14 protein-coding genes are annotated in these 14,248 nt (G+C 64.9%); 11 read left to right on the plus strand and 3 right to left on the minus strand.

Going from position 1 to position 14,248, the window contains the following annotated elements:
- Nucleotides 1-14 precede the first annotated feature (14 nt).
- Nucleotides 15-899, plus strand: a complete 885-nt coding sequence (locus tag JQ627_RS09940) for an SDR family oxidoreductase (protein ID WP_212483991.1) — start codon at nt 15-17, stop codon at nt 897-899.
- 33 nt (nt 900-932) lie between these two features.
- On the opposite strand, the gene JQ627_RS09945 is transcribed toward JQ627_RS09940, so the two are convergent.
- From JQ627_RS09945 to JQ627_RS09955, 3 genes are all read right to left on the minus strand, one after another.
- Nucleotides 933-2,267 carry a dicarboxylate/amino acid:cation symporter gene (locus JQ627_RS09945; RefSeq protein ID WP_212483992.1) on the minus strand — a complete coding sequence of 445 codons (1,335 nt, stop codon included), beginning with the start codon at nt 2,265-2,267 and terminating at the stop codon, nt 933-935.
- An 80-nt stretch (nt 2,268-2,347) separates the two neighbouring features.
- Nucleotides 2,348-2,905, minus strand: coding sequence for a biotin transporter BioY (locus JQ627_RS09950; protein ID WP_212484106.1), 558 nt, complete (start codon nt 2,903-2,905; stop codon nt 2,348-2,350).
- Nucleotides 2,906-2,992: 87 nt separating this feature from the next.
- Nucleotides 2,993-4,180, minus strand: a complete 1,188-nt coding sequence (locus JQ627_RS09955; RefSeq protein ID WP_212483993.1) for a pyridoxal phosphate-dependent aminotransferase — start codon at nt 4,178-4,180, stop codon at nt 2,993-2,995.
- A gap of 178 nt (nt 4,181-4,358) precedes the next feature.
- Here JQ627_RS09955 and JQ627_RS09960 point away from each other — a divergent pair, with 178 nt between their 5' ends.
- The 10 genes from JQ627_RS09960 (at nt 4,359) to aat (ending at nt 14,236) form a co-directional block, all read left to right on the plus strand.
- The gene (locus JQ627_RS09960) at nt 4,359-5,762 is read left to right on the plus strand and encodes a M48 family metalloprotease (protein WP_212483994.1); all 1,404 of its coding nucleotides are present in this window, start codon (nt 4,359-4,361) and stop codon (nt 5,760-5,762) included.
- Nucleotides 5,763-5,860: 98 nt separating this feature from the next.
- Nucleotides 5,861-6,628 carry a DsbA family protein gene (locus tag JQ627_RS09965; RefSeq protein WP_212483995.1) on the plus strand — a complete coding sequence of 256 codons (768 nt, stop codon included), beginning with the start codon at nt 5,861-5,863 and terminating at the stop codon, nt 6,626-6,628.
- Between the two features lie 208 nt (nt 6,629-6,836).
- Entirely contained in the window at nt 6,837-7,637 is an 801-nt protein-coding gene (locus tag JQ627_RS09970; protein ID WP_212483996.1) for a DUF1236 domain-containing protein, read from the plus strand.
- A 258-nt stretch (nt 7,638-7,895) separates the two neighbouring features.
- A complete protein-coding gene (aroQ, locus tag JQ627_RS09975; RefSeq protein ID WP_212483997.1) occupies nt 7,896-8,363 on the plus strand; it encodes a type II 3-dehydroquinate dehydratase in 468 nt (155 codons plus the stop codon).
- A gap of 38 nt (nt 8,364-8,401) precedes the next feature.
- Complete coding sequence (gene accB / locus JQ627_RS09980) at nt 8,402-8,893, plus strand: acetyl-CoA carboxylase biotin carboxyl carrier protein (protein WP_212483998.1); 492 nt, start codon at nt 8,402-8,404, stop codon at nt 8,891-8,893.
- A gap of 100 nt (nt 8,894-8,993) precedes the next feature.
- Nucleotides 8,994-10,349 (plus strand): acetyl-CoA carboxylase biotin carboxylase subunit, encoded by a 1,356-nt coding sequence (accC, locus tag JQ627_RS09985; protein WP_212483999.1) that lies wholly within the window; start codon nt 8,994-8,996, stop codon nt 10,347-10,349.
- A 105-nt stretch (nt 10,350-10,454) separates the two neighbouring features.
- Nucleotides 10,455-11,972 carry a CHASE3 domain-containing protein gene (locus JQ627_RS09990; protein ID WP_212484000.1) on the plus strand — a complete coding sequence of 506 codons (1,518 nt, stop codon included), beginning with the start codon at nt 10,455-10,457 and terminating at the stop codon, nt 11,970-11,972.
- Nucleotides 11,969-12,409, plus strand: a complete 441-nt coding sequence (locus JQ627_RS09995) for a response regulator (protein ID WP_212484001.1) — start codon at nt 11,969-11,971, stop codon at nt 12,407-12,409. The genes JQ627_RS09990 and JQ627_RS09995 overlap by 4 nt, the downstream gene beginning before the upstream one ends.
- Nucleotides 12,406-13,509, plus strand: coding sequence for a sensor histidine kinase (locus JQ627_RS10000; protein ID WP_212484002.1), 1,104 nt, complete (start codon nt 12,406-12,408; stop codon nt 13,507-13,509). Before JQ627_RS09995 ends, JQ627_RS10000 begins: the two co-directional genes overlap by 4 nt.
- Nucleotides 13,510-13,555: 46 nt before the next feature.
- Nucleotides 13,556-14,236: a leucyl/phenylalanyl-tRNA--protein transferase gene (gene aat, locus JQ627_RS10005; RefSeq protein WP_212484003.1), complete on the plus strand. Its 681-nt coding sequence runs from the start codon at nt 13,556-13,558 to the stop codon at nt 14,234-14,236.
- Nucleotides 14,237-14,248 lie beyond the last annotated feature (12 nt).

Here is a 14,248-nt window from a genome sequence, read left to right on the forward strand (position 1 = left end):
CTGGAGATTTGCTCATGCGTGTTTTCGTCACCGGCGCCACCGGCTTCGTCGGTTCCGCCGTCGTGCAGGACCTGATCGCCGCCGGCCATCACGTCACCGGCCTCGCCCGAACCGATGCCGGTGCGGCCGCTGTCACCGCAATGGGCGCCGACGTCCATCGCGGCTCGCTGGAGGACCACGCGTCCTTGCGTAGCGGCGCAGCCGCCTCCGATGGCGTGCTTCACCTCGCCTTCAACCACGACTTCTCGAAATTCGCCGACAATTGCGAACTCGACCGCCGCGCGATCCTGGCAATCGGCGAAGGGCTCGAAGGCTCCGAGCGGCCGCTCATCGTCACCTCAGGCGTGGCGCTGCTCGCGCCCGGACGGCTCGCCACCGAGGACGACGCGGCCGCCCGCCACTTTCCCCGCGTCTCGGAAGCCACCGCCAAGGAGCTTAGCGAACGCGGCGTCCGCGCCGGCATCGTGCGGCTGCCACCCACGACCCATGGCGAAGGCGACCACGGCTTTGTGCCGCGCCTGATCGCGATCGCGCGCGAGAAAGGTGCTGCGGCCTATATCGGCGACGGCAGCAACCGCTGGCCGGCCGCGCACCGCCTCGATGCCGCGCGCGTCTACCGGCTCGCGCTGGAGCAAGGCGCATCCGCTCGCCGCTATCACGCGATCGCCGAGGAAGGCGTGCCGTTCAAGGTGATTGCGGAGATGATCGGAAAAAGGCTCGGCGTGCCCGTGGTCTCGAAATCCGCTGATGAAGCCGAGGCGCATTTCGGCTGGTTCGCACGATTTGCATCCGTCGACGTTCCGACCTCGAGCGCGAAAACGCGTGCCCTCCTCGGCTGGGAGCCCAAGGAAAAAGGGCTGATCGAGGATCTCGACCAGCCCTATTACTTCCAGCTCTGACGGCGCGCAGCGCCGCCACAATCAGCCAGCAGATCAGTCCGTCGTGACGGCGGTTTCCATGTCCGTCGGATCGATCTGCCTGGCGAGGTTGGCGTTGAGCTTGTCGCGGTCGAGCTCACCTTCCCACCAGGCGACGATCACGCAGGCCACGCCGTTGCCACAGAGGTTGGTCAGCGCGCGGCACTCGCTCATGAACTTGTCGATACCGAGCACGATCGCCATGCCCGGCACGAGGCGCGGATCGACCACGGCCAGCGTCGCCGCCAGCGTGATGAAGCCTGCGCCCGTGATGCCGGAGGCGCCCTTCGAGGTCAGCATCGCCACCACCAGGATGGTGAGCTGCTGGCCGAAGGTGAGATCGAAGCCGAGCGCCTGTGCGATGAACAGGGTCGCCAGCGTCATGTAGATGTTGGTGCCGTCGAGATTGAAGGAATAGCCCGTGGGCACCACGAGGCCGACCACCGACTTCGAGCAGCCGAGGCGCTCGAGCTTTTCCATCAAGGAGGGCAGCGCGCTTTCCGAGGACGAGGTGCCGAGCACGATCAGCAGCTCGTCCTTGATGTAGGCGAGGAACTTGAAGATGGAGAAGCCGGCGAAGCGCGCGATGATTCCGAGCACGACGAACACGAACAGCGCCGCGGTCACGTAGAACGTCGCGATCAGGCCGACGAGGTTAAGGATCGCCCCGGTGCCGAACTTGCCGATGGTGTAGGCCATCGCGCCGAAGGCGCCGATCGGCGCCGCGCGCATCACGATGGAGATGACTCCGAACACCGCATGCGCGGCGTCATCGATGAAGCTGCGGATGGTGTGGCCGCGCTCACCGAGCCCCATGAGGGCGAAGCCGAACAGCACCGAGAACAGCAGCACCTGCAGGATCTCGCCTTGCGCGAACGCGCCGACGACGGTGTCCGGAATGATGTGCAGCACGAAGTCGACCGACCTCTGGCCTTCGGCCTGCTTGGCATAGTTGGCGACGGCCTGCGCGTTGGCAGCGGCGCTGCCGAAGCCCGCACCCGGCTTCACCAGGTTGCCGATGATGAGTCCGATCACCAGCGCGAAGGTCGAGACGACCTCGAAATAGACCAGCGCCTTGACGCCGATGCGGCCGACCTTCTTGGCGTCCTGGATATGCGCGATGCCGGAGACCACGGTGCAGAAGATGATCGGCGCGATCACCATCTTGATCAGCTTGATGAAGCCGTCGCCGAGCGCCTTGATCCATTCGTTGGTGGCGACTGTCGGCCAGAGCCAGCCGACAAGGGCGCCAAGCACGATGGCGATCAGCACCTGAACATAGAGAACCTTGTACCACGGCTTGGCGGCAGTCGGCGCGACCGGCGTCCCCGCCATCGTTGTCGTCGTCATCGTTTCACTCCCCCTCAAACGCAGAGCCAGCCAAGATCAACTTGGCCGGCTCGTCAATTGGAACTGCTGGTTATTGCGCTTTACCCGCGGCGATCGACGATCCGGCGGACCGCCGGCATCAGCGCGGCGCCCAGCGCGTTCTTGACCACCGATGCCGCGATGAACGGCACGACGCCGACCATCCAGGCCTTGGTTGCGCCAAGGCCGACGCCGTAGGCCAGCCAGCCGAAGCCGGCGATGAAAATGACGACATGGGCGACCGCCATTGCTACAAACAGCAGCGCGACGTTGCGATCCCAGCCGCGCTCGGCCAGCCAGCCGGTGATAAAGGCAGCTAGCACGAAGCCATACAGGTAGCCGGCAGTCGGGCCGACCAGCGGTGCAATTCCACCGACCGGACCGGCGAACACCGGCAGGCCCATCGCGCCTTCAGCGAGGTAGGCGATCATGGTTGCGCTGCCAAGGCGCCAGCCATAGGCGGCGCCGATCATCAGCACGACCAGCGTTTGCAGGGTCATGGGCACGTAAGGCAGCGGCAGATTCACCTTGGCTGATAGCGCCATCAAAGCCGTGCCGAGCGCGATCAGCACGACGGCGCGCAGTGCGCCAACGGCTTCGCCCGGGCAGGTCGGCCACATCAATGCGGCGAGAGGAGAATGCGTGGCGGCGGTCGGGACGGAACGGTCAGACAAGGGGCACTCCAGAAGGCTGTCCAAAACTGGCGGCTATTTAAGCCAGTGAGCGATCCGGTCAACTGCCTCCCGCATTTCATCAGCGGAACGTGCATAGGAAAGCCGTATGAATGAACGACCATGGATGGGATCGAAATCGAGACCCGGCGTGGCCGCAACGTGCGCCTGCTCCAGCATCTGCTTGGCGAACTCGAAACTGTCCGAGGTGAAGTCCGAGACATCGGCATAGAGATAGAATGCGCCATCGGCCGGCAGGAACTTGCTGAGGCCTGCCTTGGGCAATCCCTCGATCAGGATGCGCCGGTTTTCCTGATAGCCGTGCTTGATCTCTTCCATCTCGGCCGTGCCGTCGAAGGCCGCTTCTGCCGCAATCTGCGACAGCGACGGCACCGAGATCGACAGGTTCTGCTGCAGCCGTTCGATCGGCCGCACCAGGATCTCAGGCACGACCATCCAGCCGACGCGCCAGCCCGTCATGCAAAAATATTTCGAGAACGAGTTGATCACGAGTGCGTGGTCCGACAGCGCAGCCGCCGTCACCGCCGGAAACGCATAATCGAGCCCGTGATAGATCTCATCCGAGATGAAGCGGATGCCCGCGTCCTCCGCAGCCGTGATGAGACCAGCGAGCGCCTCGCGGGACATCATCGTCCCCGTCGGATTGGCGGGGCTGCCGACCAGCACGCCCTTGAGCGGCGTCTTGCGATGGACGGCGAGCAACGCCTCGCCGGTCAGCGCATGGCGCGTGTCATTGCTGGTCTCGATCAGCACCGGCTCGCAGCCGAGCGCGGTGAGGATGTGACGGTACGGTGGATAGCCCGGCACCGTCACGGCGACGCGGTCGCCGGGCTCGAACATCGACAGGAACGCCAGGATGAAGCCGCCGGAGGAGCCTGTCGTCACCACGATCCGCTCGGGGCTGACGTCGCAGCCATAGGCGTCGCGGTAATGCCGCGCGATGCGCTCGCGCAAGGAGGGGATGCCGAGCGCGGAGGTATAGTCAATCCGTCCCGCCTCGAGCGCCGCATGGGCGGCAGCGATTGCGGTCTTCGGGGCCCCGGTTGCCGGCTGGCCGACCTCCATGTGGATGACATGGCCGCCTGCCGCCTCGATTCGGGCCGCGGCGGCCATCACGTCCATCACCATGAACGGGGGAACATCGCTGCGGCGGGAGGGCTCGAGCCACTGCCCCACCCGGTTCCTCAATGTCGCATCGTGCATCGAATTCTGCTATTTCGCTGGCGAACCGGTCGGTTCGGTCCCGGAAACGGGGCGCTTGCGCCCCAGACTGGCCGCATTGTACGGCTCATAAGGGCATATCGCGTATCCGGTCCGCCGCCAATCGCCAAAAACCAATCACGAAACTGCTTGATCAAGACCGTTTGACCCAGACCGCCTGATGTTGCTCCAGATCGCATTGCGCAAGAAGGCCTCCGCCCTCACCGCCCTCGTCACTGCCGCGGCGATCGCGCTGTTGCCGATGCCGGCCGCACATGCGCAGGCCAAGGGGCCGCCGATCCTGCGCGACACCGAGACCGAGCAGTTGCTGCGCGAATACACGCGCCCGATCCTGCGCGCCGCCGGCCTGGAAAAGCAGAACATCCAGATGGTGATCATCAACGACGGCTCGTTCAACGCGTTCGTCGCGGACGGCCGCCGCATCTTCGTCAATTACGGCGCGATCATGCAGTCGGAGACGCCGAACCAGATCATCGGCGTGCTCGCGCACGAGACCGGACATCTGGCCGGCGGCCATCTGTCCAAGCTGCGCGAACAGCTCGCCAACGCCCAGACCCAGATGATCATCGCCATGCTGCTCGGGGCCGGCGCGATTGCCGTAGGCAGCACCCGCGGCAGCAACAGCGCCGGTAACAACGGGCTCGCCAATGCCGGTGCTGCCGCTATCGCCGGACCGCAGGAGATGATCCGCCGCACGCTGCTGTCCTATCAGCGCCAGCAGGAGGAGAACGCCGACCGCGCCGGCGTGAAATTCCTGACCGCGACCCAGCAGTCGCCGAAGGGCATGTACGAGACCTTCAAGCGCTTCACCAGCGAGAGCCTGTTCGCGTCCCGCGGCGCCGATCCCTATCTCCAGTCGCACCCGATGCCCGCCGAGCGCGTCGCATCGCTTCAGGAATTCGCCAGTTCCAGCCCCTATTGGGACAAGAAGGACGATCCGGCGCTCCAGCTCCGCCACGACATGGTGCGCGCCAAGATTTCCGCATTCATGGAGCGGCCGGAGACGGTGTACCGCCGCTATCCCCAGACCAACGACAGCATGCCGGCGCGCTATGCACGCGCCATCAGCACCTATCTGCACGGCGATTTGCGCAGCGCGCTGGCCCAGATCGACGCGCTGATCCAGGTCCAGCCGAACAACCCGTATTTTTACGAGGTGCGCGGCCAGGCCCTGTTGGAGGGCGGCAAGCCGGCCGAGGCGATTCCTGCCCTGCGCAAGGCGGTGCAGCTCTCGAACAGCGCGCCCCTCATCGAGATGTTACTTGGGCAGGCTCTGGTTGGATCGGATAATAAGGCCTACACCGATGATGCCGTTCGGATTCTCCGGGCCGCGGTGGCACGGGAACCGGAGGCTGCGCTCGGCTATATGCAGCTCGCGATGGCCTATGGCCGCAAGGGCGACTACGCCGAGGCGGATCTCGCATCGGCCCAGGCCGCTTACCTGCGCGGCGACAACAAGACCGCCCGCGAGCTTGCGACGCGCGCGAAAACCCGTTTCGCCGTCGGCACGCCCGGATGGGTCAAGGCCGACGACATCGTGGCGGCCAAGCCGCCGCGCAACTAACGCGACCAAGACGACGCCTGACACCACGACGTCACGACACCGAGCTTAAGTCCGCCGGGACGTTTTCCGAAACCAGCTTTCGATAAGAGGATTTGCCTATGCTTTCGCTGCGCCTGCTTGCTCCCGTGCTGTTTGCGCTCGCCATGTTCGGCGCAGCCGCGCCCGCGTCGGCCGACAGCTTCTCCGATGCCCAGCGCACCGACATCGAGGCGATCATCAAGAACTATCTCGTCACCCACCCCGAGGTGCTCGAGGAAGCGATGACCGAGCTCACCAAGCGCCAGGCCGCGGCTGAAACGCAGAAGCACGAGGCCAGCATCGCGCAGAACTCCGATGCGATCTTCAACTCGCCGCGCCAGGTCGTGCTCGGCAACAAGGACGGCGACGTCACCTTCGTCGAGTTCTTCGATTACAATTGCGGCTACTGCAAGCGCGCGATGGGCGACATGCTCGACCTCATGAAGGCCGATCCGAAGTTGAAGGTCGTGCTGAAGGAGTTTCCGGTGTTGAGCCAGGGCTCGGTCGAAGCGGCGCAGGTCGCGGTCGCCGTGCGCATGCAGGATCCCACCGGCAAGAAGTATCTCGACTTCCACCAGAAGCTGCTCGGTGGCCGTGGCGCCGCCGACAAGGCGCGCGCGCTTCAGGCGGCCAAGGAAGCCGGCCTCGACACCGCGAAGATCGAGAAGGACATCGGCAGCGCCGAGGTGCGCGCCACCATCGAGGAGAATTTCAAGCTCGCCGAAGCGATGGGGATGAACGGCACGCCGAGCTATGTGATCGGCAAGCAGATTGTGGTCGGCGCCGTCGGCCTCGAAAGCCTCAAGGAAAAGATCGGCGTTGCCCGCTGCGGCAAGGCGACCTGCTGATCTCGCGTTTCACAACTTACGCATGCTTTGAGGCCGGCTGAAAAGCCGGCCTTTTTCGTTGACCAGAACTTGGCGCGAATCCGGCGCGCGCATTCATCTCGCGTTCAAGAAACAAATACCCCGGAACCCCCGATGTTCCGGAACAACTCAAATCTCCTTTCGTTGGTGGCGCGGGCAATGACGCAAAGAAACACGTGAGGAGAATTCAATGTCTAACCGCTTTATGATCTCGGTTGCCGCGCTTGCGCTCGTCGCCGGCACCGGTCTGGCGAACGCACAGGGCACCATGAACCGCGACAGCGGTGGCGGCGCCGGCGCGCAGCCGACGCAGCATTCGCAGCCGTCCGGCGGCGCCGCCGAACGCGGTGGCGCGATGGGCAAGGAAGCCGCTCCCGAGAAGGGCACCGTCGGCCAGGCCGGCGGCGCGATGGAGAAATCTGGCGCTACGGAAAAATCCGGCGGCATGGAAAAGTCCGGCGGGATGAACAAGAACGCGGCTGACGAGAAGGCCGGCGCGGCCAAGGGTGAGCACGCCCAGGGCATGCAGGACAAATCAGCACAGGACAAATCCGCGCAAGACAAGTCCGCGCAGGACAAGTCGAAGAGCACGATGGACAAGTCCCAGATGGACAAGTCCAAGAGCACGGAGACTGACACCAAGAGCGGCAACATGAACGCCCAGACCAAGGGCGCGGACAGCAAGGCCGCCGACACCAAGTCGCAGACCACGACCGGCACCGCCTCCGCGACCGCTGCGGCACCGCCGGCCGAGAAACGCAGCCAGATCTCGACGGCGATCAAGTCGACCAAGATCGAGGAGACCACGAACGTCAACTTCAACATCGCGGTCGGCACGGCGGTCCCGGCGTCCGTCCGCTTCCATCCGCTGCCGCCCCGGATCGTGGAAATCTACCCGGAGTGGCGTGGCTATGAAGTGATCCTCGTCCATGGCCAGTACGTGATCGTCCGGCCGCAGACGCGAGAGATCGTGTACATCATCGAAGGCTAAGCCGCCTCGCTGAAGCCCAAATGAGCCCTTGCCGAGAGATCGGCAGGGGCTTTTGGCATATTGGGCGGCCTGGCCCGCCGGTCCGGCCCGACAGCCACGATTAGAACTGGTTAACAAGCAATTTCCGTCACTTCCGCACAGGTTTTTGCACCCCGGATGAGCCGCTTGAAGCCCCCTGGGAGGTCCTTCAAGGCTTCCCCTCACGCGCTTTGTTACCTATAACCCCCGCCACGCCGAAGCACCTCTTGCAGGATTGGAATGGCCGAAGCAGCAACCGACACGATCCTCGTTCTCAACGGGCCAAACCTCAACATGTTGGGGACGCGCGAGCCCGAGAAGTATGGCCATGCGACGCTGGCCGACGTCGAAGCACTGTGCCGGGAGACGGCGGCGACGTACGGCCTCAAGGCCGACTGCCGGCAGTCCAATCGCGAAGGCGAGCTGATCGACTTCATCCACGAGGCGCACGCCCGCAAGATGAAGGGCATCATCATCAATGCCGGCGGCTATTCGCACACCTCGATCGCGCTGCACGACGCGCTGCTCGCGGTGCAGATCCCGACGGTGGAAGTGCACGTGACCAACATCCACGCCCGCGAGAGTTTCCGTCACCACTCCTACACCGCGCGCGCGGCCTTCGCCTCGCTCTGCGGTTTCGGCATCGAGGGCTACCGCCTCGCCATCCAGGGCCTTGCCGCCAAGCTCGACATCAAGCCCAAAGCCTGACGCTCCCTCTTCACACAGAACATTCGGATCAAAGACACATGGCGCGCCAGCCAGACGACAAAGCAGCCGCAAAGTTTTCCAGCGAGGATTCCGCGCTCGTCCGCGAGCTCGCCCTGTTGCTCGACGAGACCAGCCTCACCGAGATCGAGATCGAACGGGCCGGCCTTCGCCTGCGCGTCGCCCGCAACATCAGCGTCGCCGCAACCATGCCGATGCAGATGGCCGCCCCCGCCGTCCTGCCGGCGGCCGCAGTTGCCGCCGCGCCCGCCGCTGCCGCGGCGGACTTGTCGAAGCATCCGGGCGCGGTGACGTCGCCGATGGTCGGCACCGCCTATTGGGCGCCGGAGCCCGGCGCCAAGCCGTTCATCGAGGTCGGCAGCAAGGTCTCGGTCGGCCAGACACTGCTGATCATCGAAGCGATGAAGACCATGAACCAGATCCCCTCGCCGCGCGCCGGAACGGTGACGCAGATCCTGGTCGAAGACGGCCAGCCGGTCGAATACGGCGAACCGCTGGTGATCATTGAGTAAGGCGAATGGGGAGTAGCGAGTGGCGATTGGCATGACCGTTCCCCTGCTCGCTATTCGCCACTCGTTATTCGCTACTCCCCTCTTCGCCCGCTGAGGCACCATGTTCGACAAGATCCTCATAGCCAATCGCGGCGAGATCGCCCTTCGCATCCTGCGTGCCTGCAAGGAGCTCGGGATCGCGACCGTCGCCGTGCACTCCACCGCCGACGCCGACGCCATGCATGTGCGCCTGTCGGACGAGAGCGTCTGCATCGGACCGCCGCCGTCCAAGGACAGCTATCTCAACGTGCCCGCGCTGCTCGCGGCCTGCGAGATCACCGGCGCGGATGCCGTGCATCCCGGCTACGGGTTCCTGTCGGAGAACGCGCGCTTCGCCGAAATCCTCTCCGAGCACAACCTGCATTTCATCGGCCCCAAGGCCGAGCACATCCGCCTGATGGGCGACAAGATCGAGGCCAAGAAGACCGCCAAGAAGCTCGGCATTCCCGTGGTGCCCGGATCGGACGGCGCGGTCGGCCCCGAGGACGACGCGATGGCGATCGCCAAGAAGATCGGCTTCCCGGTGCTGGTGAAGGCCGCAGCCGGCGGCGGTGGCCGCGGCATGAAGGTCGCGCACAGCGAGGCCGACCTCCAGCTGGCGCTGTCGACGGCGGCCAACGAGGCCAAATCCGCCTTCGGTGACGCGTCCGTCTACCTCGAAAAATACCTCCAGAAGCCTCGTCATATCGAGATCCAGATCCTCGGTGACGGCCGCGGCGGCGCGATCCATCTCGGCGAGCGCGACTGCTCGCTGCAACGCCGTCACCAGAAGGTCTGGGAAGAAGGCCCTTCGCCGGTGCTGGCCGCGGCCGCGCGCGCCAAGATCGGCGAGACCTGCGCGAAGGCGATGCGCGAGATGAAATATCTCGGCGTCGGCACCATCGAGTTCCTGTTCGAGGATGGCGAGTTCTACTTCATCGAGATGAACACGCGCATCCAGGTCGAGCATCCCGTCACCGAGAGCATCACCGACATCGACCTCGTGCTGGAGCAGATCCGCATCGCCGCCGGCGGCGAATTGCCGGCCAAGCAGAGCGAGGTGCAGATCATCGGCCACGCCATCGAGTGCCGCATCAACGCCGAGAATCCGCAGACATTCCGGCCCTCGCCCGGCCGCATCACACAGTATCACCCGCCGGGCGGCCTCGGTGTCCGCATCGATTCCGCGGTCTATCAGGGCTACACCATCCCGCCTTATTACGACTCCCTGGTCGGCAAGCTGATCGTGCATGGCAAGACCCGCAGCGAATGCCTGATGCGGCTGCGCCGGGCGCTGGACGAGATGGTGGTCGAGGGCATCGAGACGACGCTGCCGCTATTCCGCGACCTGGTGCGCCAGCCTTCGATCATCGACGGCGACTATCACATCCACTGGCTGGAACAGTACCTTGCCGGCAAGGAACCCGCCGCGGGATAATCCTCTCTTCCCATGGAACCCTTTGGCCCGCATCGCGTTCTCGACGGCGGGGACAGTCCCGAGGGGGCGTTTTGAGTTCCGTAGACGTAACGAAGCGAGACCGTCGTGACGGCTGAAGCGCTGCGACGGCGCTCCATCTGGCAGATCCTGCTGTTCGCGGCGGGCCTCTTGGTGTTGACCGTGATCAGCGCCGGCTCCGTCTATCTGGTCAACAAGGCCAGAGACGATAGCAAATGGGTGCTCCACACCATTGAGGCGGAGAACCAGATCAACGCCCTGCTGCTGGAAATCCGGCGTGCCGAGAGCGCCGCCCGCGGCTATCTCCTGACGCAAGGGGAAGGTTTCAAGGCCGACCATGAGAAAGCCGTGGCAGCGATCATCCCTGCCCTCGACAAGCTCACACGCCTGACCGGCGATAATCCGGCGCAACGCAAAAGCATCGACCAGCTGAGCGCCGCCATCGAAATCCGGCTGGGTCAGTTCGCGCAGGAGCTGGATTTCATCGGCCAGAATCGGCCGGACGAGGCCGCGGCGCTGGTCCGCGAGGCCGCCTCCACCGGCACCACGGCCGAGATCAGCAAGGTCGCGTCCTCCATGATCCAGGAGGAGGAACGCCTGTTCCGGCTCCGATCGGTCAATTCCGACCGCAGCCAGACGCTGGCGGCCTCGCTGACCGGCATCGGTTCCGGCCTCGTGGTGCTGCTGGCCCTGATCTCGATCTGGCTGGTGCAGCGTTCAGCGCGGGCCCGCGACGAGGCCGAGGCGCGCCTGCGCGACGCCTACGCCAACCTCGAGACCGTCGTCGACGAGCGCACGGCAGACCTGCGCGAAGCCAACAACGAGATTCAGCGCTTTGCCTATATCGTCAGCCACGATCTCCGCTCGCCACTCGTCAACATCATGGGCTTCACCAGCGAACTCGAAGAGCTTGGCGGCGACATTTTCCGCCGGATCGGCGGCCTCACCCATGTCCCGGCCGACGGACCGCCGCCGGCGGCCGGTGAGATTGTGCTCGAAGGTCCCGACAAGCAGCTTTCAGCGGATTTTTCCGAAGCGCTCGGCTTCATCAAGTCGTCGATCGGCAAGATGGACCGCCTGATCTCGGCGATCCTCAACCTCACCCGCGAGGGCCGGCGCGAATTCGTGCCCGAGAAGATCGACACCCGCGAGTTGATCGAAGCCATCGTGTCGACGCTGGCGCATCAGGCCGCCGAAGCGCAGGCCGAGATTCATGTCGCGCCCCTGCCAGATCTCGTCAGCGACCGCCTCGCGCTGGAGCAGATCTTCTCCAATCTGATCGACAACGCCATCAAGTATCTCAAGTCCGGCGCCCCCGGCGAGATCAGAATCCGCGGGCGCACCAAGCTCGGCTACGCTATCTTCGAGATCAGCGATAACGGCCGCGGGATCGATCCGAAAGATCACCAGCGGATATTCGACCTGTTTCGCCGGGCGGGAACCCAGGACAAGCCCGGTCAGGGCATCGGTCTTGCGCACGTGCGTGCACTTGTGCGCCGCCTCGGCGGCACCATGTCGGTATCATCGGAACTGAACACGGGTAGCACCTTCACCATCACGCTGCCCATCACCTGGAACGCAAGCAACCGGAACGCCGACCAATGACTCAACCCGTCACCATCATCATGATCGAGGACGACGAGGGCCACGCCCGGCTGATCGAGCGCAACATCCGCCGATCCGGCGTCAACAACGAGATCGTCTCATTCACCAACGGCACCGACGCGATGATGCACCTGTTCGGCGCCGACGGCAGCGGGCTCGTGCAGAAGGGCAATGCGCTCCTGATCCTGCTCGATCTCAACCTCCCCGATATGACCGGGATCGACATCCTGAAGCAGATCAAGGAGAACAAATATCTGAAGGCCTCGCCCGTGGTGGTGCTGACCACCACCGACGACTCCCAGGAAATCAAACGCTGCTACGAGCTTGGCTGCAACGTCTACATCACCAAGCCCGTGAACTACGAGAATTTCGCCAATGCCATCCGGCAGCTCGGCCTGTTCTTCTCGGTCATCCAGGTCCCGCCCGCCGCCTCATGAACCAGCACACGCCAACACTGCTTTACATCGACGACGACGCGGCGCTGGCCCGCCTGGTCGATCGCGGCCTGACGCGGCGCGGCTACAAGGTCATTCATGCCGCAAGCGGCGAGGAAGGCCTGGAGCGTATCCGCCGCGCGGAGACGGACGGCTGCATCGACGTCGTGGCGCTCGACCAGTACATGCCCGGCCTCGACGGGCTGGAGACGCTCGAGCAGATCATGGCGATCCCTGATGCGCCGCCCGTGGTGTTCGTCACGGCGTCGCAGGATTCCAGCATCGCGGTCACCGCGCTGAAGGCGGGCGCGGCCGACTATCTCGTCAAGGACGTCAGGGGCGACTTCATCCCCCTGCTCCACGTCGCCGCCGACGGCGCGCTGCGCCAGGCCGAATTGCAGAAGGCGCGCGAGGAAGCCGAAGCCGAGGTCCATGCTTCGCGCGACCGCTACGCCGCGCTCGCCGCCGAACGTGAGCTGCTGCTGCGTGAGGTCAATCACCGCGTCGGCAACTCGCTCCAGATCATCGCTTCGCTGCTGCATCTCCAGGCGAGCTCCGCCGGCCAGGAAGAGGTCAAGGCCGCGCTGACCAATGCGATGGGCCGCGTTGCCGCCGTCGCGCAGGTGCACCGCCGCCTCTACACCTCGCAGGACCTGAAGAGCGTGGTGCTGAACCAGTATCTGGACTCCCTGCTCGAGGATCTCCGCCGCTCGGCCGAAGGTAACCGGATGTCGCGCCTGACGGTGAAGGCCGAGCCGATCGAGATCGATCCGGACCGCGCCGTCGCTGTCGGCATCATCGTCAACGAGCTGGTGATGAACGCGGTGAAATACGCCTATCCCGACGGCGCCGGCCCGATCCATGTCGAGCTGAGCTCGAAGGGAGACGATCTGCTGCTGGCGATCACCGACGACGGCGTCGGCGACAAGGTCAAGGCCGATCCGCGCTCCACCGGCATGGGCCAGCGCATCGTCGCGGCGATGGCCACGAAGCTGGATGCCACCGTCGAGCGCGACCCCGCCCATGCCGGAACTCGCGTCATGGTGAGGTTCCGCCGCGCGCCCGCAGCCCCTGACACGACCAGCGACGCCGCCGCAGGCTGACCCCCGCCCCATCGCAACACATCCACGATCCTGCTATGGTTGCGCCATGACTTCGCGCGACTCCGCTTCATCTGAAATCACGCCGGCCGTGCTGTTGCGTGCCTATGCCTGTGGCATCTTTCCGATGGCCGAGAGCGCCGACGATCCAACTCTGTTCTGGGTCGAACCGGAATTGCGCGGCGTCATCCCGCTCGAGGGATTTCGCGTGGCCTCGCGGCTCGCGCGCACCGTGCGTTCGGATATGTTTCGCGTCACCGTCAACACCGCGTTCAAGGCAACGATCGCCGGCTGCGCCGCGCCGCAGACAGGGCGCGAGGACACCTGGATCAACAAGCGCATCCGCGACCTCTATGGCGGCCTCTACGAGCTCGGCCATTGCCACAGCGTCGAGGCCTGGCAGGGCGACGACCTCGTCGGCGGGCTCTACGGCGTGAGCCTGGGACGCGCCTTCTTCGGCGAGAGCATGTTTCATACCGCACGCGATGCCTCGAAGGTCGCGCTGGTGCACCTGGTCGCGCGGCTGATCCATGGCGGCTTCGAGCTGCTCGACACGCAATATGTCACCGAGCATTTGAAGAGCTTTGGCGCGGTCGAGATTTCACGCCGGCGCTACACCGCGCTGCTCGACAAGGCCCTGGCCGGCGACCCCGGTGATTTCCTGAGGCTGTCGGCCGGGGACGCATTACCGGGCGCACGCGCGCTCGATATCATCGCCTCACGGCAGTAATTGGTGATTGGG

This window comes from Bradyrhizobium liaoningense (genome assembly GCF_018130785.1).
GTDB lineage: Bacteria > Pseudomonadota > Alphaproteobacteria > Rhizobiales > Xanthobacteraceae > Bradyrhizobium > Bradyrhizobium liaoningense_A.